The sequence below is a fragment of the Megasphaera sp. SC8-1 genome, from assembly GCF_024436295.1.
Classification (GTDB): Bacteria; Bacillota; Negativicutes; order Veillonellales; family Megasphaeraceae; genus Megasphaera; species Megasphaera elsdenii.
On the sequence record NZ_JANFQH010000013.1, the window covers coordinates 38,952 to 64,592 of the forward strand.

Genomic DNA, 25,641 nt, shown 5'->3' on the forward strand with positions numbered 1-25,641 from the left:
CATGAGTGAATTGACACAACAGATCTTAAAAGCCAATGAACGTTTCGTCAAACAGTCCCTGTCCCAGGGCGGCTTCGATGAGGTCAGCAAGTATCCCAGCCGCAACCTGGCCGTTCTGACCTGTATGGATACGCGTCTTCTGAGCTTCCTCGAACCGGCTATGGGCCTCATCCGGGGCGAAGCCAAACTCATCAAGGTCGCCGGCAATACGGCCTTTGAAGATTTTGACAGCGTCATCGGCAGCCTCATGGTCGCCGTTTACGAATTACATGTCCACGACATCATCGTCATGGGCCACGACGACTGCGGCATGCTCAAGACGACGGCAGACAGCCTGTGCCGTCACATGGCAGAAGAAGGCATCGATGATGCGGCCATCGCCGCCGTCCGGCCCAAGCTGGAACAATGGGCCGACCCCATTACCGACATCGATGCGTCCGTCTGTGATACGGTCCGCCGCCTGCGGGCCAATCCCTACTTGCCTTCATCCCTTACGATTTATGGTATGGTCATCCATCCGCACACCGGTGAAATCCGAGTCGTCGACGATGGAGAAGGCCAGAAATAGGAGGTATTATGAGTCTTGTCACACAACGAATGAAAGACCATGCCGCTGTTCTCGAAGCGACGATGGATTTGATTCCGGATATTGAAAAAGCCGGGACCTTGTTCAAAGAGGCCCTGGCTTCGGGCCACAAAATCCTATTTTGTGGCAATGGCGGCAGTGCTGCCGATTCTCAGCATTTAGCCGCAGAAATCGTCGGCCGCTTCCAGAAAGAACGGCGGCCGTTCCCGGCTCTGGCTTTGACTGTCGATACGTCGATTTTGACGGCTGTCGGCAATGATTACGGCTTCGACACGGTCTTTGCCCGTCAGGTCCGGGCTTTAGGTGAAAAGGGCGATATCCTGGTCGGCATTTCTACGTCCGGCAACAGCCAGAATGTCTTGGAAGCCATCGAGGCAGCCCGCGAAAAAGGCCTCACTGTCATCGGCATGACCGCCTATGGCGGCGGTAAGATGAAGGAGGCCTGTGATATCTGCCTGTCTGTACCGGCAAAAGTGACGGCACGGGCTCAGGAAATGCATATTATGATCGGTCATATCCTCTGCGAAATCGCTGAAGAAGATATGTAATCAGCCGACAATCTGCTGGAACTGTTTGTTGTTCCGGATTTTATCGAAATGGCTCTGTGTCCGGGCTGCCTGACGGACGTCTTCGCCGCCCAGGTCGATGGCCTGTTTCAGATAAGGCAGAGCCTGGTCGGCTTTGCCCAGGTCGCCGTAGATGGTGGCGATACCGTAGTAACTCCAGGTATTGCCCGGGTCGGCGGCGATGACGTTCTTGAAATACGTCAGGGCTTTATCGTATTGGCCGTCTATTTTATAGGCCAAGGCCAGGTTGTAGAACGAAGCGACGTCTTTCGGGGCTATTTTCAGCGCTTTTTCAATGAGCTCGATGCCCTGGGCGACGTCGTTTTTGTTACCCGTACTGTTGCCGCGCATGGCCAGGGTGACGCCTTTATTGCTCAAGGCCTGGTAATTATGGGCGTCCATAGAAAGGGCTTTGTCGAAGTCGCTGATGGCTCCGGCATAATCGCCGGCCTGGTATTTTTTCAGTCCTGCGTCGCTGTAGGCCTGCGAATCGGCCTGGATAGCCGGTGCCGTCGAAGTCTGTACTTCTTGTGCCGCCGGTGCCGGCTGAGACGATGATGGCTGCGTACTGCATCCGCCGCTCCCGGCAGCTAATGCCAGCAGGAGCAGGATGGCCAAGTGTTTGTTCTTCATGTTCGTTCTCCTGTTCGTCAAATGGAAAATCCTATGAAACATATCATCAAAAAAGGGGACATCATCCTCATCATCACGCTGCTCGTCTTATCTTTCATCCCGGAAGGCATCTTTTACCTGACCGGCAATGATGCGTCGATAGACCGGACGTATGCCGTCATCCAAGTCGATGGCAAAGTCTATAAGGAAGTACCCTTGTCAGGCCACCATGGGACCGATATGATTTCTATCGATACCGATAAAGGCCACAACCTGGTCGTCATCCAGGACGAGAGCGTCGGCATTACCGAAGCCGATTGTCCCGATAAAATCTGCATCAGTGAAGGTTTTGTCAGCAAGCCCGGTGCGACCGTCGTCTGCCTGCCGCACAAGGTGTTAGTCGAAGTGAAGTCTGCCGGCGGGGACGAACCCGATGTCATTCCGGCCCATTAGAGGTAGCTTATGAAAAAGACATTCCACATCATTATCCTGGGCTTGTTCATCGCCCAGTCCCTGGTCTTATATATCGTCGAAGGGATGTTGCCCGTGCCTTTCATCGCGCCAGGGGCGAAACTGGGGCTGGCCAATCTGATTACGGTCATCGCCCTCTATGCCCTGCCGCGCAAGCGCGACGTCTGCCTCATCCTGCTCGTGCGCATCATCCTGGCTACGGCCTTTGGCGGCGGTATCAACGCTTTCCTGTACAGTGTCTCCGGGGCCGCTTTCAGCCTGGGGGCCATGATGGTCCTGCAGAAGACAGGGAAATTCTCTATCATCGGCGTCAGCACAGCCGGCGGTATTTTCCATAACCTGGGGCAGGTCATCGTGGCATCCCTGGTCGTAGAAAATATCAAGATCATGCTTTATCTGCCGGTCCTGGCCGTCGCCGGTACCGGTACGGGCATCCTCATCGGCATTACGGCCATCTTCACCTTGCGCCATCTGAAGAAACTGCCCATTTACCGTCGCATGCAGGAAGGTGATTAATTAATCCGGATAGAGTCCAAGACTTCGTCGGCCAGTTTTACTTTATCTTCTTTGCTGCCATCGCAGGCTACGACGACGATCCACGTGGCCGGTCCGTCGGCAAAGCCGATGAGGCGGGCGCGCATGGATTTATCTTCGTACGTGAAGGTAAAGTCCTGGACGACGGCGTGCTGGCCGCTGACCGTCGTCGTGTCCTGGCTGACCGAGACGTTCTTAGCGTCGATTTTCGACAATACGGCGCCGGCTGCGGCTTCAGCCGTCTGATTGAGGCGCTGGCTGATGGCCTGACCCTGGCTGATGTGCAGGTCGTCGTACATCTGCTGGGTATCGATGCTGTTGGTATAGATGGCGACATACAGGCCGCTGTCTATTTCCCCGTACAGACGGCTGCCCTTGAAATAGCGCTGCGTAAGCGGGTCGACAGGGACGGGGAAGTCGAGTTTTTGCGGATTTCCGGGAAGTTTCACCGTAATGGACGAGCCCATGCCGTCGATGCGCTTTTCTTTCAGGGTAATCGTATAGCAGGCCGTCAGGCTCAAGGTCAGGATGACCAGGAAGAGGGCCAATAAAAAGGAACGGATTCGGGTATGAGTCATAATACACCTCGCTAGTGTTATTTAAAAGGTAAATATCCCCAGGATACGAGCAGATAAAATGCCGGATAGAGGATAAGGATATATAGAATTTGTGTCGTAATGAAAGGCGCCATGGCCAGATTGACATTTAAATCGTAGAGCCGCTCTGTAATCAAGGCATTGATGGCACAAGGCGTGCCCATGACGATGATGATGGTCCCAAGGAGGACCGGGTCTGACGTAAAGCAGAGAGCCAGGCCATACGATGCCAACGGCGTCAGAATCATCTTTATCGGGATGAGGTCTAACGTCTTTCGGGCGTAGTCCTTGAAATGGGAAAAATCAATGAGATACCCGACGGGAATGAGGGCTACCCAGGCGCTGACATGGATGAGGGCCTGGAAAATCGTCGTTCCCGCAGCGGGTCTGGGAATCCCGGCAGCATGCAAGGCTGTGCCGATAACTAAGGCTACGACGGACAGCTGGTTCCAGTTGATGAAGATGGATTTCCAATTATCTTTGAAAAAGACGAAAAAGTTATGGTCTTTCCCGCTGTGCTGATAGTAGTATCCCATAGGGAAAAGGACGAAGAACATGAGCAGGTTCTGGAATACGCCGATAATCTGGACGTAGGCATAGGACATTTCCCCGTAGAGAATGTAACTGCACAGGCCGCCGAGCGTCCCGGTATTGGCCGGGATGGCGGCGATGAGATAGCTGCCGCGGTCGACAAAGGATGAGAATTTGCGCTGCCGCCCCAGTAAGAGGACGACCGCCAAGGGCAGGAGGCCGTTGAAAAAGGCAAAGAACGGCAGACTCAGTAAATCGGTCCGCATGGGCAGGACCCAGAAGCTGAGCAGGGTCAGGGCGGTCATGATGACGATGATGTTGAAGCGGATGAGCCAGTTCGACTGTTCCGGCGTCAGCCAGCGCCGCTGTTTGGCGGCATAGCCGGCTAGCATGGGCAGGATGATGTCTGTAAAAATATAAATCATCCGGAGTGTCGTATCTTCCATGGTGTCCTCGTTACTTGCGGGCAGCGCGGAAGGCGTCGGCCAGGGAGAACGTCAGCGGTTCTGCCGGCTTGGTGGCGTCGATGATAGGCTGCATGATGTCGCGAAACTCTTCTTTCTTCTTCGATAAGACATAGAGCTTGGATGTGTTGCGGGCGTCCCAGAGGGCGTCGTGCATCTGGCCGTCGAAGGTTTCGCCCAGGGTACTGACAGCCTTGTCCAGGGAAATGACTTTGTCCAGGCCCAGGAGATTGCAGTAAATCTGCTGGAAATTCTGCCAGTGGTCGAGCATCCAGCGGACGCGGTCGTCGTGTTCGTCGATTTCCTTGAGGCGGAGTTCGCAGTCCAGCTGGCGCCAGTCGTTTTCGCTCCAGGCGAACATTTCGTAGGCATTGGGGCAGCCTTCGTTGCACCAGGTCAGGAAATGGTCGAAGGCCTGGCGGAAATGGGGCTTCCCGGCCAGCATTTCCATGGTGATGCCTGTCAGTTCCTGACAGGTCTGGTTCATGGCTGTCGTATATTCGGGCAGCACATATTCTTTATACGACGAGATTTCCTTCCCGTCTTCGTCTATCTTGACAGCACCGATTTCGATGATTTCACCCTTGCAGATGCGGCGCGCTTCCTTCTGGTCCCGGCCGATAGGGTTCATCTCGAAATCGACAAATACGGCTTTCATAATAAAAAAGTGTCTCCTTTCTGAATCTGATGGACAATCTTTATTATACCATAAGTAAAGGGCTTGTCGCACGTGCGACAAGCCCTTTTGAGATGAATCAGGCGGGCCGCCCTTTGGGCGGCCCCTACAAGTCATGAGCCATTAAAATGCCGGCAGGATAGTTCCCTGGAAATGTTCTTCGATGAATTTCTTGATCGGTTCCGACTGGTAGATTTCTAAGACTTTCTTGTATGTTTCGTTGTTTTCGTCGCCCTGACGGACTGCCATGACGTTGGCATACGGCGAATCCTTCGATTCGACGAGGATCGAATCCTTCTGCGGATTCAAGCCAGCCGGGATGGCGTAGTTGGTGTTGACGCAAGCCAGGTCCGTGTCGTCGAGGGAACGGGGAATCTGAGCGGCATCGAGTTCGACGAACTGGAGGTTCTTTGGATTTTCTGTGATATCCGTAACCGAAGCGTCGACGGAGTTGCCGTTCTTCAACTTGATCAGGCCGGCCTGCTGGATCAGGAGCAGGGCGCGGGCCCCGTTGGTCGGGTCGTTCGGGATGGTGACTTTGGCACCGTCGGCGACATCTTTGATGTCTTTATATTTGTGCGAGTAAACAGCCATGGGCAGGATGATGGTCTTGCCGATAGACGTGATCTTCAGGCCTTGTTTCTTGACGACGTTGTCCATGTACGGCTGGTGCTGCATGGAGTTCATGTCCAGGTCGCCTTCGGCCAGGGCCTTGTTCGGTTGGACATAGTCGTTAAATTCGACGACTTTGATGGTGATACCCTGTTTAGCTGCTTCTTTTGCGACTTCTTCCATGACTTCAGCGTGGGGACCGGCAGTGACGCCCATCTTGATTTCTTTTTTATCACCGGAAGCACCGGAATTGGAAGACGAACCGCAGCCGGCGGCAAAGAGGCACGTCGTCGTGATGAGGACGGCGGCGAAGAGTTTTTTTACTGTTGCATTCATGTAATCATTTCCTTTCTGGATGACGAATATAAGGGTTTGCCGGTCAAAAAGAAAAGCCGTCATACAGATGACGGCTCAATTTGCGATTCGTTCATCTGCCGGTATATACCGCTGGACTTGGCACCTATCCCGATAGGGGGTTGCCGCAGCGTCATCGGGCCATTCCCTCGACTGCTCTTGATGAAAGACAATGTTTTGTTGTTGGTGTACATGTTATCATCTGGCGGGGAATCTGTCAAGAAATTTTTGACAATCCTGCGCTTCTTGAGAAAAATTTCTTTTTATGTTATAATAAGAAAACTCATCGGAGGCTTATACTCGTATGGTATAGAACCGGATAAGATGTCACTTCAGCCCTGTAGCGGAGGAAGGGCGTGTACGTAAACACGTTCTTCGATAAAGGTGCAGGCCTGGGTGGTTTCTTATCCGGCTTTTTTTTGTGAGGTGATAGAAATGCTGAATAAACGAGATATCCTTTGGCAGATTTACAGTGCCAAAGCTTTTTATTTCCTTGGCGGCTTCGGCTTTACGTCATGGGCGTCGCTTATTCCTTTCTTAAAACGGAAACTGCAGATTCCCGACGACCATCTGGGCTTCCTTTTGCTGGCCGTCGGCTTGGGAGCCCTGATCATGATGATGCTGGCCGGCTCTATTGCCGGGCGTTTAGGCTGCCGCCGCTCTTTGACTGCTGCCGGCCTGGCCATTGCCGTCGTCTTGAACGTTCTCTGCTATGTGCCGGCTTACACTGCGGCGCTGCTGGTGGCAGTTCTCCTCGGTTCCTCCCTGGGGCTGCTCGATGTCGTCGTCAACATCAACGGCATCTTCATTGAACGGAAAGTCCGCAAGCGCCTCATGTCGGGAATGCAGGCCATGTGGTCTTTGGGGAACTTTGCTGGCGCTGCCTTTTTCGCCCTGATGCTGCAATTTCGGTTGCCCTGGCAAGGCGTTGCCCTGGCCGGTGCCGTCCTGATTGCCGCCTGTGTCTTCTTCTTTTCGCCCCATCTTCACAGTGAGCGGAATGAAAGCCGTGGCGGCAGCCATTTCGTGCGGCCCAAAGGAACGATTGTCTTCATTGGGCTGATTTGTACGATATCTTTCCTCGTCGAAGGCTCTATCAACGATTGGAGTGGCGTCTTCATGACGACGGAAAAGGGCATCGACATTTCCCAATCCGGCCTGGGGCTGACCCTGTTCACAGCTTCGGCCTTCCTGTCCCGCCTGACTGGTGATTCCCTGACCATGCATATCGGGCCGCGGCGTCTCCTGGCTTTTTCCCTGCCCATCGCCTTTGTCGGCTTTTTGGGAATCCTGCTCATCGGCGGCGGCCCGTTACTGTTCGCGTCATACGTCCTCATCGGTATCGGCTGCGCCAATACGGTCCCCGTTTTTTACTCCCTCTTGGGGACGCAAAAAGAAATGCCCATCGCCGATGCCGTCGCCGCAGTCAGTACCATCGGCTACGTCGGCATCCTCCTGGCACCGGCCGTACTGGGCTTCATCGGCCGTGTCTTCAGCCTGACCATTTCCTTTACCCTGGTCACAGTCCTCTTAATCATCATGACCGTCATGGCCATGCGGCTGTTGGGGAAGTTTGAGGTTTGATGTTTGAAGTTTGATGTAAGTAGGGATAAATTTGAAACCATCACGTCAAACATCAAACGTCAAACTAAAAAAGCCTGCCGCAGGGGCAGGCTTTTTTCTTACGCATCAATCACTTTCCCCGGATTGAGGATGTCTTTCGGGTCCATGGCCCGCTTGATGGTTTTCATGATTTTCAGTTCGCCTTTTGGTGTGAACTGTTCCATGTATTTTAATTTCTTGGCTCCGATGCCGTGTTCGCCGGCCAGGCGGCCGCCGACGCTGTAGGCATAGGCGTAGACTTGCTGATGAAATTCTTCGACGTTCTTTTCCCATTCTTCGTCGCTCATGTCCATCTTACAGAGGACGATGTGCAGGTTGCCGTCGCCGATGTGGGCATTGATCTTGACTTCAAAGGGATAGTCCTTGCCGATATCCATGATTTTTTCGATGGTCCCGGCAATTTTATGGACCGGCACGACGACGTCGTCTGTGAGGAAGACCTTGCTTTGCAGTTCAACCGAGGTCTGGCAGTTGCGGCGCATGTTCCAGACGCGGTCATCCGCTTCCAGGACTTCGGCGGCGCCTGATTCTTCACAGATCGTGCAGACGGCGTCCATCTTGGTGTCCAGTTCATCTTCGTGGAAGGTTTCGACGGTGATGATGACGTAGATACCGTCGTCGTAGTGGGGCATATCCTTGTAATGGCAGTAGTCTGCACAGCCGCGGACGTAGGAATTGTCCATGTATTCGACGCTGGTCGGATCGATGCCGGCTTTCATCAATTTCGGTACCATGTGCAAAGCCTGGCGCGGATCTGTATAGATGGCCAGGACGTCGAAGCGGTACGGCGGCAGGGGAATCAGTTTGACTGTGACTTTGGTGATGATGCCCAACGTCCCTTCACTGCCGATGATGAGCTGTTCCAGGTCGTAGCCGGTCGAGCATTTCTTGAGGATACGGCCACATTCGACGATATCGCCAGTAGGGGTGACGACTTCCAGGCAGTAGACCTGGTCGCGGGTGACGCCGTAGCGGACGGCGCGCAGGCCGCCGGCATTGGTAGCCAGGTTGCCGCCGATGAGGCTGCTTTCGGCGCTGGACGGGTCACCGGCATACATGAGGCCGACTTTCTTGGCGGCATTCTGCAAGTCTACCGTGCGGACACCGGCTTCGACGGTCATGTACATGCCTTCTTCATTCAGTTCGAGAATCTTGTTGAGACGGTCCATGCAGAGAACCAGGCCGCCGCAGACCGGGATGGCCCCGTCGGCCAGGCTGGTGCCGCCGCTGCGGACGGTAATGGGGAAGTCGTATTCGTTGGCTAATTTGACGATTTCCGAGATTTCCTGGGCGTTCGCCGGCGATACGGCAGCGTCAGGAACGTGGAACATGGCCGGGTTGGTTTCATAGTCGGTCTGATACTGTAAGAGCATGTCTCTATCGGTCTTGACATAAGTCGGACCGGTAATGGCTTTTAATTTTTCAATGATTTCTGGCGTAATGGGCTGATAAGTTTTCAAGCAAAGGGCCTCCTTTTCATTTGTTGTCTTATTCTACCACGCTCGCCGCCCCTAGGGAAGGCATCAGAACTTGAAATCAATCGTTGCCGAGACGCCGACGCCCTGGACTCGATTGAGATTGCTGACATTCGTCGTCGCCATAGGGATGAGGGCATTGGCCCGGGCGATGCCGTTAAATTCGCCTTCCAGCTGGGCGACGGCTTTGACCTTTTCGACTTGGGCCGACGGGCCGATGACCTGGACGGCGCCGATATATTTACCCGTACCGACGCTGACGATAGGCACGACTTTGGTGGCATAATCCGTGCCGACGCCATTTTTCATGAGCAGTTTGTTGAGAAAGTCGTTGATGGAATCGCCATACTTGGAGACGAGGATGGAAATGCCGCCGACTTTCAAGATAGAACCGAGGTTGAAGGCCTGGACGGCTGTGCCGCCGGCGAAACCGAGAAGTGACGCAATCGTAACGGCTGCAATGAGTTGTTTTTTCATGGAAATACCTCCTGAATCAAGCTTTTTTTTGATGATGGCCGCGGGCTAGCGAGGCCGCAACGGCAAGGAAACAGAGGACGGCTAAGATGACGAACGAGGCATGCAGGGCCGCCAGGACGCCGTCGGTATAAGATGGCTGTTTAGCCGTTTCCGTCGTCATGATAAAGGTGACGACAGCCATGCTCAGGGCCTGGCCGAGATTGCGCGACAAGGCCAAAATGCTCGAGGCGATACCGTGGTGCATCTTTTTGACAGACCCCATGATGGCGCTGTTGTTGGGAGCGCCGAACAGGGCTGCCCCCAATCCGATGAAGACCAGGAAGATGGCAGCACCGCTGACGGGGACGCGCGGGAACAAGGCGAAGGCCGTCAGTCCCAGGGCCGTCAGGACGAGGCCGATAGAGGCGATGCCCCGCGGACCATACTTATCCGATAAGTCACCGGCCCGGGGCGATAAGAACGCCATGATGATGGGCTGCACCAGCAGGATGGCCCCGGACACAGCCGGCGGCAGGCCGAGAATGACCTGGAAATAGAGGGATAATAAAAAGGAAACGGCATAGGTAGCACTGTATTGGATGAGGGCTGCCAGGTTGGACATGGAAAAAGTCAGGTTACGGAATAAATAGAGTGGCAGCAGGGGGTGGAAGGACTTGCCTTCGTGGATGACGAAGACGACCAGCAAGACCAGGCCGATCCAGAAAGAAGCACTGTAATCTTCAAAGGATGATAGCCCGTACAACGCGCAGAGGATACCGGTGATGGACAGGCCCGAACTGACGAGGTTGACGAAGGGCGCGCCGTTGGCATACCATTCTTCTTTGATGGGACGGATGAAGGCGTACGAAATGACGATGGCCAGGGCAGACAAGAGGAAGATACAGCGCCAGCCGACGAACTGCGTCAGGGCCCCGCCGATGACCGGCCCCAGGGACAGGCCGAGATAGGTCAGGGCGACAGCCTGGCCCAGGATATGGCCCTGATGGGCTTCATCCGTCGTCGCCAGGAGCAGGGGCATATAGGACACATAGACGCCGGATAGGGCGATGCCCTGGATGGCCCGCAAGATGATGAGCATCGTCAGGGTCTGGGCGAAGGCCGCCGCCGCTGTCGCCATGGCAAAGACGATGAGCGACAGGGCATAAGTCCGCCGCCGTCCATGGACATCGGAAACCTTTCCCAAGGGCAGGAGAAAAGCAGCCGTCGTCATCAAGAAAATCGTCACGACCCAGCTCATGCGGTCCGGCGCGACGCCGAATTGACCGGCCATGACGGGAATGGCGATATTGATGGACGTAGAAAGAAAAGGCCCGACAAAACTGACCAGGCAAATCGAGTAAAAGATCCGTTTTTCCGTCGACATATCCGCACCTCACAAAGTCAATATCTTACGTCTATTATACCAGATAACCAAGTATGTGGACTTGCTGATTTACAAAAATATGAGCGAATAATAAGGAGAAATTCACATTTTATGAGTAAATAATTAGAGCTTATTTACCTTTTACGAGAAAATATAAGGAGTTATTTCCGATTTTTGTGATTTTTTTGCTTATAGTTTGTTTCATATCATGAGTAAATTTGTGGTATAGTAAATGAAAGGGGGGATTTTTATGGATTTAGGACTTAAAGGAAAAGTGGCTGTTGTTACAGGGGGTACAGCTGGGATTGGTTTGGCTACGGCGCAGGCTTTTATTGATGAAGGAGCTTATGTAGCTGTTTGTGGCCGCCATTTGGATTTACTCAAGACCGCTTTGAAGCAGCTGGGGAATAATGCCTTTGGCTGCCAGACGGACATGACGAATGAAAATGAAGTATATGGATTTGCACGCCAAGTCAATGACCATTTTGGTCACATCGATATTTGGGTCAACAATGTAGGTGCGTCTTTTGCCCGTAAGGATACGTGGTATACAGGCAAAGAAATTGATGCGCATTATGCTGTCAATTTCAAGTCCGTTGTCATGGGAAGCCAGGCGGCGATTCCTTATCTGGAAAAACAAGGAGGCGTCATCATCAATGTATCTTCCTTGGCTGCCCGGTGTGCAACGTCTGGGCGGGCTACTTTATATGGTCCGATGAAGGCGGCTGTCGTTAATTATACGAATACATTAGCAGGAGAAGTTGCCGCTAAAGGAATACGAGTGTTGTGTATTATGCCTGGCTTTACCTTGACTCCTTTAGTAGCCCAGACCATTGCGCCTGAAGAATTGAACAAACAAGTGAAATCCTGTTTGTTGCGTCGGCCGGCTCAGCCGGAAGAAATTGCCGGGCCCATTGTTTTTTTGGCGAGCCAGCAGGCCGCTTATATGGATGCTGCGACTATCGAAGTATCGGGTGGAAGGAATGTGACTTTAAATCCTGGCTATTCGTATAACGATTAAGTAAAAATGTTTTGAAAAATAAAGAAAAATCACGTAAATATAAAACTATACTTGACAAGTGCTGTTTTAAAGTGCTAGTATATTCGTAAACATTGAAAATGCAATGACCAAAACAAGTACACATAGGATGAGACAACAGAGAGGATGGGCCACCGGCTGAAAGCCCGTCTAGCCGAAGAATATGATGGAATGCCTTTGGGAGCAGGATGAAGGAATCGAGTATGTCATCCCGTTTGACCTGCGTTATAGGTTTCGAGTGGCAGCTGTGCTGCAATTCAGAGTGGAACCACGGGCCACCGTCTCTGTTAGAATGAGACGGTGGTTTTTTGTATACGTGGGCAATCAATGTTTTTCTTTGTCTTCATATAAATAATCCGTAGAGGATAACAGGGGGAGTTATAATGACACAGAGCAAAAAAGAATTAGTGTTGGCAGCAATGGACAATAAACCCGTTGACCGTGTACCATCTGGATTTTGGTTTCACTTTTTAGATGATGAAATCCATTCCGATTCGTTCCAGCATCCTGAGTTGATGGATAAAGTCTTTGCAGGTCAGACACGATATATTGATGCGGCCAAACCGGATTTTGTCAAAATCATGACAGATGGATTCTTCCCGTATGAAAATGAAACGGCCATGAATCTTAAGACGGCTGCTGATTTTAAGAAAATCAAACCCTTAGCTGATGATGATAAATGGTTTACTCAGCAGATTGATTATGCGAAACGGTTGACTGACCGTTATGGTGATGAAATAGCCATGTTCTTCAATGTCTTTTGTGCAGGGACGACAGTTAAATTCATGCAAGCCGATATTTCTAAAAGCGAAGAATTTTTGGCAAATGCTGTAAAAGAAGACCCTCAAGCTGTACGACAGGGGTTGGACGTCATTTCTCATGATTTGGCAAAACTGGCTAAACGTCTGATTACTGAAGGTGGGGTTACTGGTATTTATTTCAGCCTGCAGAGCTTATTAGGTATTTCGCCGGAAACATATAAAGAAGTTTTGGAACCGGGAGAAAAAGAAATCTTGGCAGCAGCCAATAGTGTCAGTGACTATAATATTTTGCATATCTGCGGATATGCGGGACATCATAATGATTTGACTTTGTATAAAGATTATAATGTCAAGACGATCAATTGGGCTGTTGTCGTAGAAGGCGTATCCATTCCGGAAGGACGTAAAATTTTTGGGAACCGGGCAGCATTAGGCGGATTTGGCAATCTGGATTCCGAATTATTGTATAAAGGCTCGAAAGAAGAAATCCAAGCTGAAACTAAACGCATTTTGGCCGAAGCTGGACGGCAGGGTGTTATTCTCGGCGCAGATTGCACCGTACCGCGCGATACTGATTGGCAGCATTTTGAATGGGTCCGCGAAGCGGCAAAGTAAATCGTTTTGAGGGGGTATGAACCATGAAACTTACAATGAAAAAATTGGGGAAAGTCGTTTTAACTGCAGCTTTAGTTGGTATTGTAGCAGCCGCATTGACAGGTTGCAGCAAGAAGGGGGATTCATCGGCTAGTGGTGGCGATGGACAGAAAAAGGTTGTCAATGTTGCTTATACGAATTACTATGTACCTTATGACTTTGTCAACGATAAGGGTGAAGCAGATGGCTTTGAAGTAGCCGTTATGAAGGAAGTCGCGAAAAAACTGCCACAATATGACTGGAAGTTTACACCGACTTCCGATGATGATTTGCTCATTGGTGTAGAATCCGGGAAGTATGATATTGGGACTAAAGGTATCTGGAAAACTGCAGCTCGCGAAAAGAAATATATTTTTACGAAAAACTATATCGGTGCCAGCGTCATCGGCTTAGTTATCCGGAAGGATGAAGCCGATAAAGTAAAAGATATGGATTCTTTTGCTCAGTATAGTGGCAAACTGGTCCCGATTGCACCGCAGGATGCCCGCTATATGGTTATCGATACATACAATAAGGAACATCCGGACAAACCGATTCAGTTGCAGTCTTCGGAAGCTTTCCAGATTGCCGATGCCTATAGCTGGGTCATGGAAGGTCGCTACGACGGGTATTTGGAAGTTGAATTGAGCTATAAGAACAATATCGTCAAGGATGATGCCCCGTATCATCAGTTCAATGATAGCTTGACCTATATCCGTTATAAAGGGATTCCGACCTATCCTCTGATCAACAAGAAGGAACAGAAGCTGGCAGACCAAGTGGATCAGGCTATTAAGGAACTGCGCGATGAAGGCAAGATTGCCGAACTGGAACAGAAGTATTTTGGTGAAAGCCTTTCGCAGTATATTAGTCAGTAAGTTCAAGGGAGGACTCTTCGATGGATACACGCGTGTTTAATCCGTCCGTCATCTTCTCGGTCATGCCGGATTTGTTGCCTTATTTATCGGTGACACTGCTAGTGGCTGTTTCGAGCATTGTATTGGGTTCCTTCCTGGGAATGGTGTTAGCATGGGCAAAACTCGGTCATCACCGGGTTTTGCGCTGGCTGGCCCATGGATACACTTATATCATGCGGTGTACGCCATCCATTGTTTTACTGTTCATCGTCTTTTATGGACTGCCAAAACTGATTGAAGCAACGACGGATTATGATATTAATGATACAAATAGGGCTGTTTTTGCCATCATTACTTTTACCCTTTTATTTGGGGCCTATATTTCAGAAGTGTTCCGGGCTGCTTATGAAGCAGTGCCAAAAGGTCAGTATGAAGCGGGTGTCAGCATTGGCTTGACGCCTTTCCAGACATTTTGCCAAGTTTTGTTTCCCCAGGCGGCGCTGATTGCTTTGCCGAATTTTGGTAACTCCGTCATTAACCTGCTTAAAGAAGGTGCCTTGGCTTATACGATTGGGCTGATTGACCTGATTGGTAAAGGGAATTTGATTATTGCCCAGAATTTTGGAGCCTACAGTATTGAAATCTATTTAGCGTGTATGATTATTTATTGGATTATGACAACAATCATTGAAAAAGGCTTTTTGAAGCTTGAACGCGTTTTAGATAAAGGTCAGAATCTAGGCCATACACAGGCTAAGAAAGAGGAAGGTGATCCGTGCTATGGAGCTTGATTATGGGTTCATGATAGATACCTTTTATAAGGTATGGAGCGGGATCGGCGTCACGCTCAGCTTGACTGCATTGTCACTGATCATTGCCTTGCCCATTGCTTTTTATATGGCTGTCATCCGCATCCGGGGTCATAAAATTGGTACAGGGATTACGCGCTTCTATATTTCCTTTGTACGAGGGACTCCATTGGTCCTGCAGATTTTGCTTATGTATAGCCTGTTGCCGAGTTTCATCAACTTCGCTTTGAAATCGATGGGGTCTAGCTTCAATGTATTTGATAATGTAAACCCCTTCTGGTATGCAGTCATTGTTTTTTCCCTGAATACCATTGCGTTGCTGGCAGAAGTTTTCCGTTCGGCTTTGATGAGTATCAATAAGGGCCAATTAGAAGCCGGTGTATCTGTTGGCTTGACAGAATGGCAAACCTATCGCCACGTCATCATCCCACAAGCTATGGTTGTAGCTTTGCCGGCAGTCTGCAATATTACGGTAAACCTGATTAAAGGTACGTCATTGGCCTTTCTCATGACTGTCAAAGATGTCCTGGCTATTGGGAAAATCGCAGCCTCTTATGGCTATAATTATATTGAAGCTTATTTGGATGTATTCATTGTTTATATCATCGTTTGCACTATAGTACAGATCGCTTACAAACTGGCAGAACAACGCCTGAGCGTTTTCCGTGCAGCGTAAGGAGTAATGCATATGTTAATGTCTATTAAAAACGTGCGTAAGCATTTTGGGAAACTAGAGGTCTTGAAAGACGTCAATGTGGATATACACAAGGGCGACGTCGTCGTCATTTTGGGACCTAGCGGTTCTGGTAAAACCACTTTTCTACGGTGCCTTAACTTTTTGGAACAGGCTGATAGCGGGGAAATGGATTTTGCTGGCATGCACCTTGATTTGAGTCATGCATCACAGAAAGAGATTGCGACAGTCCGTAAAAAAACAGCCTTTGTTTTCCAGGGATATAATCTTTTTGCGAATAAGACCGCTTTAGAAAATGTAATGCTTGGTCTGACGACCGGACGGGGAATCCCTAAGGCAGACGCAGAGAAGACTGCGCGGGAAGCCCTTCAGCGTGTTGGCATGTTGGACCGGGCTGATTATTATCCGTCTCAGTTGTCCGGGGGCCAGCAACAGCGTGTCGGAATTGCCCGGGCTATTGCCGTAAAACCAGATGTTATCCTCTTTGATGAACCGACATCTGCTTTGGATCCGGAATTAGTTGGGGAAGTTTTGAAAGTCATGCGGGATTTGGCCAAAGATGGCACGACGATGATTGTCGTCACCCATGAAATGAAATTTGCCGAAGATGTAGCTACTCACGTTATTTTTATGGCGGATGGTGTCATCGTGGAAGAAGGGACATCGGAGGATATTTTCCAACATCCTAAAGAAGAACGGACTAAAAAATTCTTGCATCGCATTTTAACCCATGATTACGAAGAAGCGTAACAATCTCTCCGGCCTTTCGGGCACCCCTATTAGGGGTGGCTTTGCGGCCTGTGGCTAGCGACTTTTAGAAAAATGCGGCAATTTCTTCCGGCGTATCGACGAGGAAGCGGGCACCGTGGTTTTGTAAGAAGGTTTTGGAACGGAAGCCCCAGGTGACGCTGAGGCAGTCCAGTCCGGCGTTCTCTGCCGTCTGGATGTCGATTTCGGAATCACCGATGTAAACGGCCTGTTCCGGCGTGAGTCCTAAGTCTTTCAAGGCTTTGAGGACCATGTCCGGCGCAGGCTTTCGCCGTATCTGGGGCTGTTCGCCCAAGGCGAGGTCGAAGAGGCCCTGGAAGTAGTCCGCTGTCAGTTTCTGCACGGCCGGGTCGGGTTTATTGGAGACGACGGCCGTCTGGATGCCGGTAGCCCGGAGCTGGCGGAGGAGCGGGCTGATGCCGGCATATTCACCGGTCTGGATGGCGCAGTGAGCGGCATAGTAGGGACGGAAGATGTCCTGGATGCGGCGGACTTCCTGGGCGTCGACACGCGGCGTAATCGTATCGCCGTCCTGACCGACATATTCCAGCTGTTCGTAAGAGGCAATTCCTTTTTCAATGACCAAGGCGCGGGTAATGGCGACTTGTACGCCGCTGCCGAAGAATTGGCGGACTTGGGCTATCCCATAGTCATGGTCATGCCCCGTTTCGGCTAAGACATGGTTCAAGGCGCTGGCCAGGTCTTCCAGGGTATTGAGGACAGTCCCATCCATATCGAAAATCGCGGCTTTATATGTTTTATGTTGCATGTTATTCCTCCAGTTTATATTCTGAAATCTTAGTACAGGCTGCTGGCGTAGATTTTTTCCAGGTTGTCGCGCATACGGTCCAGGTAGGATTCGTCGTCTTCGCTCGTTTCGATGGTGTGAATCGTTTCGACACGGGCGCCGACTTCACGGGCCAGGGTTTCCGACGTCTTCGGGCTGACCATGTCTTCCACGAAAATCGTCCGCACGTCGTTGGCCCGGCAATAGTCGGCCAGGCGGGCCAGCTGGCGGGCACTGGGCTCGCCGCTGGAAAAGACGGATTCGACGCTGTGCTGGGTCAGGCCGAAGTCGCGGCAGAGGTAGGCAAAGGCTGCATGGCCTGTGACGAAATCCTTGCGGGGGACGCTGGCGAATTTGCGGGCATATTCATCTTGCAGGGATTGGAGCTGCTTTTTGTAGTTCCCGGCATTGTTGCGGTAATAGTCGGCGTTGGCCGGATCGGCTTCAGCCAGGGCGGCGGCGATATTGGAAACTTCTATCTGGGCGTTTACCAGACTCAACCAGATGTGCGGGTCATAAGCGCCGTGCTCCTTGATGTCTTCTTCATCGGTCAGGGCAATCGGCGTGACACCTTGGGACGCATTGACCGTGTGGAGTGCCGTATTCTTGGCGGCCTCGACGACTTTGGGAGCCCACGGTTCCATGCCCAGACCGCTGTAAACGAAGAGCTGGGATTTGCCGAGGTGTTTAATGGTCTGCGTCGTCGGCTGAAATTCATGGGGTTCTGTCCCATCGGGGATGAGTGTGTAGACATCGACTTTATCGCCGCCTACGGCCTGTGTAAATTCTTTCAGGGCGTCGAAAGTGACAGCGACTTTTAATTTTCCGTCATCGGGGACGTCGGCGGCGGGGCCGCAGCCAGCCAGGCTGATGACGCATAAGCAGGCCGCCAGGACCGTGATGTAACGGGCGAGGCGGCTGAGGGTATGAAACAACATAATGAGGACCTCCTATGGCGTCCATCGTATCACGGACGCCTTTTTTTGTCAATTATTTGCAAATGCCTTGCATTTTCGTTTATACAGGGCTATAATAAAATCTCGATGTACGACAAGGGAGGAACACTATGATTGATTTACAGCACGTTTATTTCGCCTATGAACACGGTCAATACTTATTGGAAGATGTCAATATGACCATCCGTGACGGCGATTATATTTCCGTTGTCGGTGAAAATGGCAGCGGCAAGAGTACGCTCATCAAGCTCATCCTGGGTTTATTGTCGCCGAGCCGCGGGTCTATTTCCAATACCTATCGTCACCGGGCCTATGTGCCGCAGCGTTTCGAGACGCTGAACAGCCAGTTCCCGATTACCGTCTGGGAAGTCCTCAACTGCTACCGCCAGGTACTGCACTTGAAGCATAAAGAAATCATCCGGGACTGCCTGGAGCAGATGAATGTCTATTCCCTGAAAGACCAGCTCATCGGTAATTTGTCCGGCGGCCAGTGCCAGAAGGTCCTCATCGCCCGGGCCCTCATGGGGCATCCGGACCTGCTCATCTTCGATGAACCGTCGACGGGTATCGATGTCCGCAGCCAGGAAGAACTCTACCCTTTTATTAAGGATTTAAATGAAAATAAAGGCGTTACGGTCATTACGGTTGAACACAATCTGAAATTCGCCGTCCGCAATTCGACGAAGATGTTCCACGTCGTCGGCGGCCGCGGTCATTTCTGCTCGCCTAAGGCCTACCTCGATGAATACGTATCGGCCACGATGGGAGGGAATCAGTAATGTTTGAATATGCCTTTATGCAGAATGCTTTCATCGTAGCCCTGCTCATCTCCATCGTCTGCCCGCTCATCGGCATCTTTCTGGTCCTGCGCCGCTATTCCATGATCGGCGACGCCTTATCCCATGCATCCCTGGCTGGGGTCGCCGTAGGCCTCCTCTTTGACTGGAACCCGGTCCTCAGTGCCTTTGGCCTGACCAGCTTTTTCGGCATCCTCATCGAAGTCCTGCGCCGCCGTTTCCGTCGTTATGCCGAGCTCATCCTGGTCATTATTTTATCGCTCTCCGTGGGCATCGCCATTACCATCATCAGTGCCGGCCTGGTCCATACGAACGTGGAATCCTTCTTGTTCGGCAGTATCCTGACTGTATCGACAGGCGATGTCTATTCTGTCGTCGCCCTCAGCGTCATTTCCCTGGCCGTCATTGCCAAACTCTACCCTCAATTGGTCATGCTGACTTTTGACGAAGACGGCGCCCAGATTGCCGGCGTCCGCAGCAAGCTCATCAATTACGTCTTTGCCGTCCTGGTAGCGGCGACGATATCTGTTTCCATCCGCATCGTCGGCATCCTGGTCATCAGCTCCCTCATCGCCCTGCCCGTGGCGACGGCCCTGCAGCTGCGCAAAGGCTTCCGGCGGACGCTCATTTACTCCGTCGTCTTCAGCTTCATCGATATCCTGTCGGGACTCCTGTTGTCCTATTATATCGATGCCGCTCCGGGCGGGGTTACGGCCTTGACGTCAGTGGCTATGCTGCTTTTGGTCATCGTCTATAAAGAATGTGTCTTTTCCCTGCAAGAAAAGAGGCGCCGTCCATGACTGACGATTATAAAGATTGTTTACGTGCCCACGGCCTGAAGAGTACCAAGGCCCGCAATGGCGTCCTGGCCATCCTCAGCCGGAATACCCGTGTCATTACGGTCGAAGCCGTGTATGCAGCTTTGTTAGAACAAGGCTGTAAAGTCAATTTTTCCACCGTTTACCGCATCCTGGAAATGTTTACAGAACGTAAGCTGACAGAAAAGATTTTCCTTCCCGATGAAGGAAAATACGGCTTTTCGCTCTGTCGTCCCGGCCATACACACCGATTGATTTGTTTACATTGCCATAAAGTCGTGGACCTGTCCCATTGCCCGCTCAGCGACTATGAAAAAGAAGTGGCCCAAAAGACCCAGTTCGATATCGTAGGCCATAACTTGGAACTCTACGGCTACTGTCCGGAATGTAAGAAGGGGAGATAATTGCTAGTGGCTAGTGGCTAGTGGCTATTGGCTAGTGGCTGGTGGCGCCCCTTACGACGTAAAAGGGACTACGCATGATGGTATAAGCCTTCATACAGTAGTCCCTTTTCTAGTAGCTGGAAAAAGCAATCTCTCAGTCAGCTTTGCTGACAGCTCTCCTATGAGGAGAGCCACGAACTGCGGCCAGCGAACTGCGGCCTGCAAGCGCCCACGGGGCGCCCATACGAGCCACTATTTATTTAACAAATTTGATGAAATCTGGTTTCCGCGGAGCGGCAGCCGGTTCCGGCCCGTCGCCATAGCCGACGATGCAGTGGCCGACGCCGACGAGGTGTTCCGGCAGGCCCCATTCTTTGAGGAGGGCTTTCCCTTCGGGCGTTTCGAATTCTTCTTTGGCCCGGTTGATCCAGCATGAGCCGAGGTGCAGGGATGCAGCGGCGTTCATTAGGTTGCCCAGGATGAGACAGCCATCGGACCAGGCATTGGGGGATTTTTCCATGTCGGCCAGAACCAGGAGGACCGTCGGTGCGCCGTACATGGGGTCACTCGTCGTGCCCATGATTTTGGCATTGAGGGCACTCAGGCGGGCCAGGGTATCCGTGTCCTGGATGACGACGATGGTGCAGGGCTGGAGACCGTGGCCGCTGGCGGCATACGTGCCAGCCTGGAGGATCAAGTATAAATCTTCGTCGCTGATCTGGGCTTTTTTGTACTTGCGGACACTGCGCCGCGTGATGAGGGTATGGATGGTTTCATTCATGATATTCACTCCTAAGAAATATATTTTGTTGCACTTTTGTTATATTATAGAGTATTTGTGCCTGAGGAAAAAGGCTTTTGTCAGGACATTTCACGCCTTTTTAGGACTTTTTATAATTCCTTTGCAATTTGTTTTCTATCTCCGTGCCTTCGGCCTGCCTGGTGCCCGACCCTCTAGCAGGAGATGTGAAAAGTGTGCTATAATAAAACGATTAAGATAGTGATATACAGCATTAGGAGCGATAGCATTGAAACGACAAGCACCGGAACTTTCACAACAGTATATCCAGCCATTGGCTGATGTCTTCAAGGTCCTCGGGGATCCGACGCGGCTGCGCATCCTGCGCGTCCTCATGAATCAGGAAGTCTGTGTCCGGGATATTGCCGATGAGCTCGGCATGGGCCAGTCTGCCGTATCCCATCAGCTGCGCATCCTGCGTGATGCCCGGCTGGTCCAGTTCCGCCGCGATGGCAAGACGGTATACTATTCGCTGGCCGATGCCCATGTCTTTACATTGCTTGACGTCGGCCTGGAACACGTTGCTGAATAAAGGGGGAGTCGTTTATGTACGTTTGTTTAATGCGCCATGGGAAGGCGCAGCCTTTTGAACTGCATCAACCGGATAAACTGCGTGAATTGACTGAAAAAGGATGTAACCAGGCTTCGTCCATGGCAAAATGGGCAGCCTCCTGGTGGCCGTCGGGCAAGACGGCCCTGTGGGTCAGCCCGTACGTGCGGACGTGCCAGACGGCTTCTTATTTAGAGAAATATCTGCCTATCGAGCAGTTCCATACCCATAAGGCCATCGCTTCCGGGGACTTAGTGGCTGTCTACGACGAGATATTGAGCCGGGAAACAGCCGACGTCGTATGCCTCATCGGCCATTCGCCTTTCCTCGACCGCTGGGCCCAGGCCTGGACGGGGACGGCTGTCGATTTCAAGCCGGGCAGCATGGCCCTGTTCGACTTCGACGTTCACGGCGGCCGCATCGGTTCGGCATCGCTTCTTTTTTACGCTCATCCGAAGGCCTTGAAATTCTTGGGTCCTTCTTATAAAGAATAAACAGAGTTGGAGGTTTTATTCATGATGAAACATGTATTATCCATTGCCGGGACGGATCCTTCTGGCGGAGCCGGCGCCGCAGCGGATTGTAAGACTTTTTGCGCTCACGGTTGTTTTGCCCTGAATGTCATTACGGCTGTCGTATCCCAGAATACCCAGGGCGTGCGCGGGTATATGGACGTCACGCCGGAACTCATCGCTTCGCAGATCGATGCGGTCTTTGAAGATATCGACGTCGATGCCGTCAAAATCGGTATGGTCAGCGTACCGGAAACGATCCGCGTCATCGCCGATAAGTTGAAGCAGTACCAGCCGCCGTACGTCGTCATCGATCCGGTCATGGTGGCTACCAGCGGCCATCGCCTGCTGGTGCCGGAAGCCGAACAGACACTGAAGGAAGTCCTCCTTCCCTTGGCCGATGTCCTGACGCCGAACTTGCCGGAAGCGGAAGTGCTGACAGGGAAATCCATTGAAAGTCTGCATGATATGGAAGAGGCAGCCAAAGCCATTGCTGCCATGGGCGCCAAAGCGGTCCTGGTCAAGGGCGGCCATCGCATTGCCGATGCGACGGACATCCTCTTCGACGGCCATGATTTTCATTATTATAAGGGACAGCGCCTGGAAAGCACGAGTACTCACGGTACGGGCTGCTCTTTATCGAGTGCCATCGCGTCGAACCTGGCCAACGGCCTGAGCCTGCCCGAGGCTGTCGGCGCGGCGAAAGAGTACGTCTTTGAAGGAATTGCCCATGCCGAACCCATTGGCAAGGGCCATGGCCCGATTCATCACTTTTATGAATTATATAAGAAAGCAGGGTGGACGAAATGAAATTGACACATTCTTGGAAGAAACTGTGCTGCCTGGTCGTGGCAGCGGCCTCCATCAGCGGTATGGCACTGGCTGCTTCGCCGCAGGCGACGTATGAAGAAGCGGCCCGCAATATGGCAGCCCATCCGCAGGGGTCCTATACGCTGAAATTAGGCCTCAAGATGCCGTTTATCGGTGAAGGCGCCATTGTCAACAATATCGACGTCCAGGAACGGCCTTTCGTCATCCAGTCCCAGGCCAAGACGACGGGCTTTGCTGCGACGACCCTGCAAAAGGCGCCGGAAGGGAAGGCCTATGCCGTGCAGAATGGAAAGAAGCTCGACGTCTATTACAATCATGAAGGCGATGACAAGTCTTGGGAAAAGAAAAGCTATGACTTGAAAGACAGCAAGCCTCTGGCCGATTATCTGACAGCCAGTCATAATGTCCTGGCCGGCGTGAAAACCGTCACCGCTGCCGGCGGCAATGACTATAACGTCGTCTTCGATGCAGCGCACATCTACAGTCCGGCCGACCAGGCTTTATGGAAGAAAAATGGCATGACCGACGAACAGATCCGCGTTACCGCTAAAGTCCTCCAGGGCTTGCAGCAGTGCGGCGATTTGTCGACTGTCGTGACCATCGATCCGGCGACGAAACGCATTTCCCGCATCTCTCTGCCCTTGACGGACCAGCTGCGCAGCCTGGCCCTGACCCTGGTCGATGAATATGGCCGCAGCGACGCCGACAAGGCCGTAGCCCAGTCATTCATCAAGCTGAGCGAAGTCAGCCTGACCATCGATTGCACGGCCCTGCCTCAGGGTACGACGCTGACGGTACCGGAAAAAGTCATCAAAGCGGCTAAATAAATGTAAAATTTTTATGAAAAGTAAGACTTTTCACAAAAAAAGAGAATAGATTATTGACAGAGTCCCGGAAATAACGGAAAATATGAGAGAAGGAACAAATTTCCATTACTGTTCGTTATATCTTAATATCGGATAGACCTGTAGCCTGGTGCGCTGGGCTCCGGTTGGAACGGATACAACTATATTTATTTTTAGGAGGTATATTTTGGCTAAAAAAGAAAAACTCATGGTAATTCCCTTAGGTGGTTTAGGTGAAATCGGCAAGAATATGACGGTCATCCAGTACGGAAATGACATCATCGTCATCGACGCCGGCCTGGCCTTCCCGGATGATGACATGTTCGGTATCGACCTCGTCATCCCGGACATGAGTTACTTGATTGAAAACCGGGACAAAGTACGGGCCGTCGTCATCACGCACGGCCATGAAGACCATATCGGCGGTTTGTCCTACTTGCTCAATGAAGTAAATGTGCCCGTATACGCGACGAAACTCGTATGCGGCCTCATTGAAGGGAAACTGAAAGAAAACCACATTACGAACTATACACTGAACGAAGTGCATCACGGTGATGAAGTACAGATTGGCTGCATGAAAGTCGGCTTTATCCATACGAATCACTCTATCCCCGACGCCAGTGCCCTCTATTTCCGTACGCCTGTCGGAACCATCGTCCATACAGGCGACTTCAAGATGGATCTGACCCCTGTCGATGGCCGGCAGATGGACATCCATAAATTTGCGGAATTAGGCCGCCGCGGCGTCCTGCTCCTCATGTCGGACAGCACCAATGCGGAACGGGCTGGCTATACCGAATCGGAAACGACCGTCGGTCATGCCTTCCGTAAAGCCTTCCGCGCTGCCAAAGGCCGTATTATTTTGGCGACATTCGCCTCGAATATTTCCCGTATCCAACAGGCTATCAATACGGCTGTGCAGTTCAAACGCAAAGTCACTGTCCTCGGACGGAGCATGGTCAATAACGTCCAGATTGCTATCGAACTGGGCTATCTCGATGTCCCCGAAGGGGTCCTCATCGAACCGGATGAACTGAACCGTTATCCTGACGATCAGATCCTCATCCTGACGACGGGCAGTCAGGGCGAACCGATGGCCGGCTTGTCGCGCATGGCTTCTAACAATCACCGCAGTGTCAGCATCATGCCTGGCGATACGGTCATCATTTCGGCAACGCCGATCCCGGGCAATGAAACCGGCGTCGGCCGCACCATCGATAACCTCATGCGCCTCGGTGCCAACGTCATCGCCGGCCGGGATAAGAAAATCCACGTATCGGGCCATGCCAGCCAGGAAGAATTGAAACTCATGCTGGAACTGATCAAGCCGAAGTATTTCATCCCTGTCCACGGCGAATACCGTATGCTCAAGACCCACGGTGACCTGGCCGTCATGATGGGCGTCGCCAAGGACCACGTCCTCATCGGCGACAACGGCCAGATCTTTGAGTTCTCGAACCGTTCCGGCCATAAGACCGGCCATGTCAATGCCGGCCGCGTCTTCGTCGACGGCCTCGGCGTCGGCGATGTCGGCAACATCGTCATCCGTGACCGCCAGCAGCTGGCTATGGAAGGGGTCGTCATCGTCGTCATGACTCTGGCCAAAGGGACGAGCCATCCCCTGGCCGGGCCGGATATCGTTTCCCGCGGCTTCGTCTATGTCCGCGATTCGGAAGAATTGATTCGCGAAGCGCATGACCGCGTCGCCGCTGTCCTCGAACGCTGCGAAGCCGGCAATATCCGCGAATGGGCTGTCATCAAGTCCCAGGTCCGCGATACGCTGAGCCGCTACTTGTATGAAAAGACACGGCGCCGTCCGATGATCTTGCCGATTATTATGGAAGTATAATTTGATATTCTTT

Annotated in this window: 30 protein-coding genes and 1 riboswitch; of the genes, 19 read left to right on the top strand and 11 right to left on the bottom strand. The window is 51.9% G+C overall.

The features are described from left to right. Position 1: 1 nt before the first annotated feature. Together NOS26_RS05010 and gmhA are read left to right on the top strand one after the other, a co-directional pair. Entirely contained in the window at positions 2-568 is a 567-nt protein-coding gene (locus tag NOS26_RS05010) for a carbonic anhydrase (protein ID WP_169013319.1), read from the top strand. 8 nt (positions 569-576) lie between these two features. Then, complete coding sequence (gmhA, locus tag NOS26_RS05015) at positions 577-1,134, top strand: D-sedoheptulose 7-phosphate isomerase (protein WP_169013318.1); 558 nt, start codon at positions 577-579, stop codon at positions 1,132-1,134. Here the strand turns inward: gmhA and NOS26_RS05020 are convergent, their stop codons facing one another. Next, positions 1,135-1,785: a tetratricopeptide repeat protein gene (locus tag NOS26_RS05020; RefSeq protein WP_255917356.1), complete on the bottom strand. Its 651-nt coding sequence runs from the start codon at positions 1,783-1,785 to the stop codon at positions 1,135-1,137. It lies immediately after the preceding gene. 33 nt (positions 1,786-1,818) lie between these two features. Between NOS26_RS05020 and NOS26_RS05025 the strand changes: the two genes are divergently transcribed. Both NOS26_RS05025 and NOS26_RS05030 read left to right on the top strand, forming a co-directional pair. Beyond that, positions 1,819-2,217, top strand: coding sequence for a NusG domain II-containing protein (locus NOS26_RS05025; protein ID WP_014015671.1), 399 nt, complete (start codon positions 1,819-1,821; stop codon positions 2,215-2,217). Positions 2,218-2,226: 9 nt separating this feature from the next. Next, a complete protein-coding gene (locus NOS26_RS05030) occupies positions 2,227-2,751 on the top strand; it encodes a Gx transporter family protein (RefSeq protein ID WP_014015672.1) in 525 nt (174 codons plus the stop codon). Here the strand turns inward: NOS26_RS05030 and NOS26_RS05035 are convergent. The 4 genes from NOS26_RS05035 to NOS26_RS05050 form a co-directional block, all read right to left on the bottom strand. After that, on the bottom strand, positions 2,748-3,347 hold the full coding sequence (locus NOS26_RS05035; protein WP_014015673.1) for a hypothetical protein: 600 nt from the start codon (positions 3,345-3,347) through the stop codon (positions 2,748-2,750). The genes NOS26_RS05030 and NOS26_RS05035 overlap by 4 nt on opposite strands. Before the next feature lie 17 nt (positions 3,348-3,364). Continuing rightward, positions 3,365-4,342, bottom strand: a complete 978-nt coding sequence (locus NOS26_RS05040; protein WP_014015674.1) for an AEC family transporter — start codon at positions 4,340-4,342, stop codon at positions 3,365-3,367. A 10-nt stretch (positions 4,343-4,352) separates the two neighbouring features. Beyond that, positions 4,353-5,018, bottom strand: coding sequence for a 3'-5' exonuclease (locus NOS26_RS05045; RefSeq protein ID WP_014015675.1), 666 nt, complete (start codon positions 5,016-5,018; stop codon positions 4,353-4,355). Positions 5,019-5,159: 141 nt separating this feature from the next. Next, entirely contained in the window at positions 5,160-5,984 is an 825-nt protein-coding gene (locus tag NOS26_RS05050) for a MetQ/NlpA family ABC transporter substrate-binding protein (RefSeq protein ID WP_014015676.1), read from the bottom strand. An 88-nt stretch (positions 5,985-6,072) separates the two neighbouring features. Continuing rightward, positions 6,073-6,171, bottom strand: a riboswitch (SAM riboswitch). A gap of 266 nt (positions 6,172-6,437) precedes the next feature. Here NOS26_RS05050 and NOS26_RS05055 point away from each other — a divergent pair. Continuing rightward, on the top strand, positions 6,438-7,586 hold the full coding sequence (locus NOS26_RS05055; protein ID WP_255917357.1) for an MFS transporter: 1,149 nt from the start codon (positions 6,438-6,440) through the stop codon (positions 7,584-7,586). 98 nt (positions 7,587-7,684) lie between these two features. Here the strand turns inward: NOS26_RS05055 and NOS26_RS05060 are convergent, their stop codons facing one another. The 3 genes from NOS26_RS05060 to NOS26_RS05070 all read right to left on the bottom strand — a co-directional run bounded on the left by NOS26_RS05060 (position 7,685) and on the right by NOS26_RS05070 (position 10,940). Continuing rightward, positions 7,685-9,085 carry an FAD-binding oxidoreductase gene (locus NOS26_RS05060; RefSeq protein WP_014015678.1) on the bottom strand — a complete coding sequence of 467 codons (1,401 nt, stop codon included), beginning with the start codon at positions 9,083-9,085 and terminating at the stop codon, positions 7,685-7,687. Positions 9,086-9,148: 63 nt separating this feature from the next. Next, entirely contained in the window at positions 9,149-9,577 is a 429-nt protein-coding gene (locus tag NOS26_RS05065) for a hypothetical protein (protein ID WP_014015679.1), read from the bottom strand. A 16-nt stretch (positions 9,578-9,593) separates the two neighbouring features. After that, on the bottom strand, positions 9,594-10,940 hold the full coding sequence (locus tag NOS26_RS05070) for an MFS transporter (RefSeq protein ID WP_255917358.1): 1,347 nt from the start codon (positions 10,938-10,940) through the stop codon (positions 9,594-9,596). A gap of 250 nt (positions 10,941-11,190) precedes the next feature. Between NOS26_RS05070 and NOS26_RS05075 the strand changes: the two genes are divergently transcribed. The 6 genes from NOS26_RS05075 (at position 11,191) to NOS26_RS05100 (ending at position 16,483) form a co-directional block, all read left to right on the top strand. Next, positions 11,191-11,961, top strand: a complete 771-nt coding sequence (locus NOS26_RS05075) for an SDR family NAD(P)-dependent oxidoreductase (RefSeq protein ID WP_072983650.1) — start codon at positions 11,191-11,193, stop codon at positions 11,959-11,961. 401 nt (positions 11,962-12,362) lie between these two features. Then, positions 12,363-13,355 carry a uroporphyrinogen decarboxylase family protein gene (locus NOS26_RS05080; protein ID WP_169013312.1) on the top strand — a complete coding sequence of 331 codons (993 nt, stop codon included), beginning with the start codon at positions 12,363-12,365 and terminating at the stop codon, positions 13,353-13,355. Positions 13,356-13,378: 23 nt separating this feature from the next. Beyond that, complete coding sequence (locus NOS26_RS05085) at positions 13,379-14,251, top strand: transporter substrate-binding domain-containing protein (RefSeq protein ID WP_072983654.1); 873 nt, start codon at positions 13,379-13,381, stop codon at positions 14,249-14,251. A 20-nt stretch (positions 14,252-14,271) separates the two neighbouring features. Then, on the top strand, positions 14,272-15,021 hold the full coding sequence (locus NOS26_RS05090) for an amino acid ABC transporter permease (RefSeq protein ID WP_169013311.1): 750 nt from the start codon (positions 14,272-14,274) through the stop codon (positions 15,019-15,021). Continuing rightward, positions 15,011-15,715 carry an amino acid ABC transporter permease gene (locus NOS26_RS05095; protein WP_072983658.1) on the top strand — a complete coding sequence of 235 codons (705 nt, stop codon included), beginning with the start codon at positions 15,011-15,013 and terminating at the stop codon, positions 15,713-15,715. Before NOS26_RS05090 ends, NOS26_RS05095 begins: the two co-directional genes overlap by 11 nt. 6 nt (positions 15,716-15,721) lie before the next feature. Then, entirely contained in the window at positions 15,722-16,483 is a 762-nt protein-coding gene (locus NOS26_RS05100) for an amino acid ABC transporter ATP-binding protein (protein ID WP_353885133.1), read from the top strand. A 64-nt stretch (positions 16,484-16,547) separates the two neighbouring features. Here the strand turns inward: NOS26_RS05100 and NOS26_RS05105 are convergent, their stop codons facing one another. Both NOS26_RS05105 and NOS26_RS05110 read right to left on the bottom strand, forming a co-directional pair. After that, the gene (locus tag NOS26_RS05105; RefSeq protein WP_255917360.1) at positions 16,548-17,270 is read right to left on the bottom strand and encodes an HAD family hydrolase; all 723 of its coding nucleotides are present in this window, start codon (positions 17,268-17,270) and stop codon (positions 16,548-16,550) included. A gap of 29 nt (positions 17,271-17,299) precedes the next feature. Next, positions 17,300-18,226 carry a metal ABC transporter substrate-binding protein gene (locus tag NOS26_RS05110; RefSeq protein ID WP_027895411.1) on the bottom strand — a complete coding sequence of 309 codons (927 nt, stop codon included), beginning with the start codon at positions 18,224-18,226 and terminating at the stop codon, positions 17,300-17,302. 128 nt (positions 18,227-18,354) lie between these two features. Between NOS26_RS05110 and NOS26_RS05115 the strand changes: the two genes are divergently transcribed. Genes NOS26_RS05115 through NOS26_RS05125 form a run of 3 tightly spaced genes read left to right on the top strand, consistent with a single transcriptional unit; the run spans position 18,355 to position 20,263 of the window. Continuing rightward, complete coding sequence (locus NOS26_RS05115; RefSeq protein WP_027895410.1) at positions 18,355-19,023, top strand: metal ABC transporter ATP-binding protein; 669 nt, start codon at positions 18,355-18,357, stop codon at positions 19,021-19,023. After that, positions 19,023-19,841, top strand: coding sequence for a metal ABC transporter permease (locus NOS26_RS05120; protein ID WP_014015689.1), 819 nt, complete (start codon positions 19,023-19,025; stop codon positions 19,839-19,841). Before NOS26_RS05115 ends, NOS26_RS05120 begins: the two co-directional genes overlap by 1 nt. Then, on the top strand, positions 19,838-20,263 hold the full coding sequence (locus NOS26_RS05125; protein WP_022497564.1) for a Fur family transcriptional regulator: 426 nt from the start codon (positions 19,838-19,840) through the stop codon (positions 20,261-20,263). The genes NOS26_RS05120 and NOS26_RS05125 overlap by 4 nt, the downstream gene beginning before the upstream one ends. 235 nt (positions 20,264-20,498) lie before the next feature. On the opposite strand, the gene NOS26_RS05130 is transcribed toward NOS26_RS05125, so the two are convergent. Next, entirely contained in the window at positions 20,499-21,023 is a 525-nt protein-coding gene (locus tag NOS26_RS05130) for a nitroreductase (protein ID WP_014015691.1), read from the bottom strand. A 247-nt stretch (positions 21,024-21,270) separates the two neighbouring features. Here NOS26_RS05130 and NOS26_RS05135 point away from each other — a divergent pair, with 247 nt between their 5' ends. The 5 genes from NOS26_RS05135 to NOS26_RS05155 all read left to right on the top strand — a co-directional run bounded on the left by NOS26_RS05135 (position 21,271) and on the right by NOS26_RS05155 (position 25,628). Further along, positions 21,271-21,573, top strand: a complete 303-nt coding sequence (locus NOS26_RS05135) for a helix-turn-helix transcriptional regulator (RefSeq protein ID WP_014015692.1) — start codon at positions 21,271-21,273, stop codon at positions 21,571-21,573. Between the two features lie 14 nt (positions 21,574-21,587). Further along, positions 21,588-22,085 carry a histidine phosphatase family protein gene (locus tag NOS26_RS05140; RefSeq protein ID WP_014015693.1) on the top strand — a complete coding sequence of 166 codons (498 nt, stop codon included), beginning with the start codon at positions 21,588-21,590 and terminating at the stop codon, positions 22,083-22,085. A gap of 21 nt (positions 22,086-22,106) precedes the next feature. Beyond that, the gene (gene thiD / locus NOS26_RS05145) at positions 22,107-22,913 is read left to right on the top strand and encodes a bifunctional hydroxymethylpyrimidine kinase/phosphomethylpyrimidine kinase (protein ID WP_014015694.1); all 807 of its coding nucleotides are present in this window, start codon (positions 22,107-22,109) and stop codon (positions 22,911-22,913) included. Further along, positions 22,910-23,761 carry a hypothetical protein gene (locus NOS26_RS05150; protein ID WP_027895407.1) on the top strand — a complete coding sequence of 284 codons (852 nt, stop codon included), beginning with the start codon at positions 22,910-22,912 and terminating at the stop codon, positions 23,759-23,761. The genes thiD and NOS26_RS05150 overlap by 4 nt, the downstream gene beginning before the upstream one ends. Before the next feature lie 205 nt (positions 23,762-23,966). Further along, positions 23,967-25,628 carry a ribonuclease J gene (locus NOS26_RS05155; protein ID WP_014015696.1) on the top strand — a complete coding sequence of 554 codons (1,662 nt, stop codon included), beginning with the start codon at positions 23,967-23,969 and terminating at the stop codon, positions 25,626-25,628. Positions 25,629-25,641: the final 13 nt, after the last annotated feature.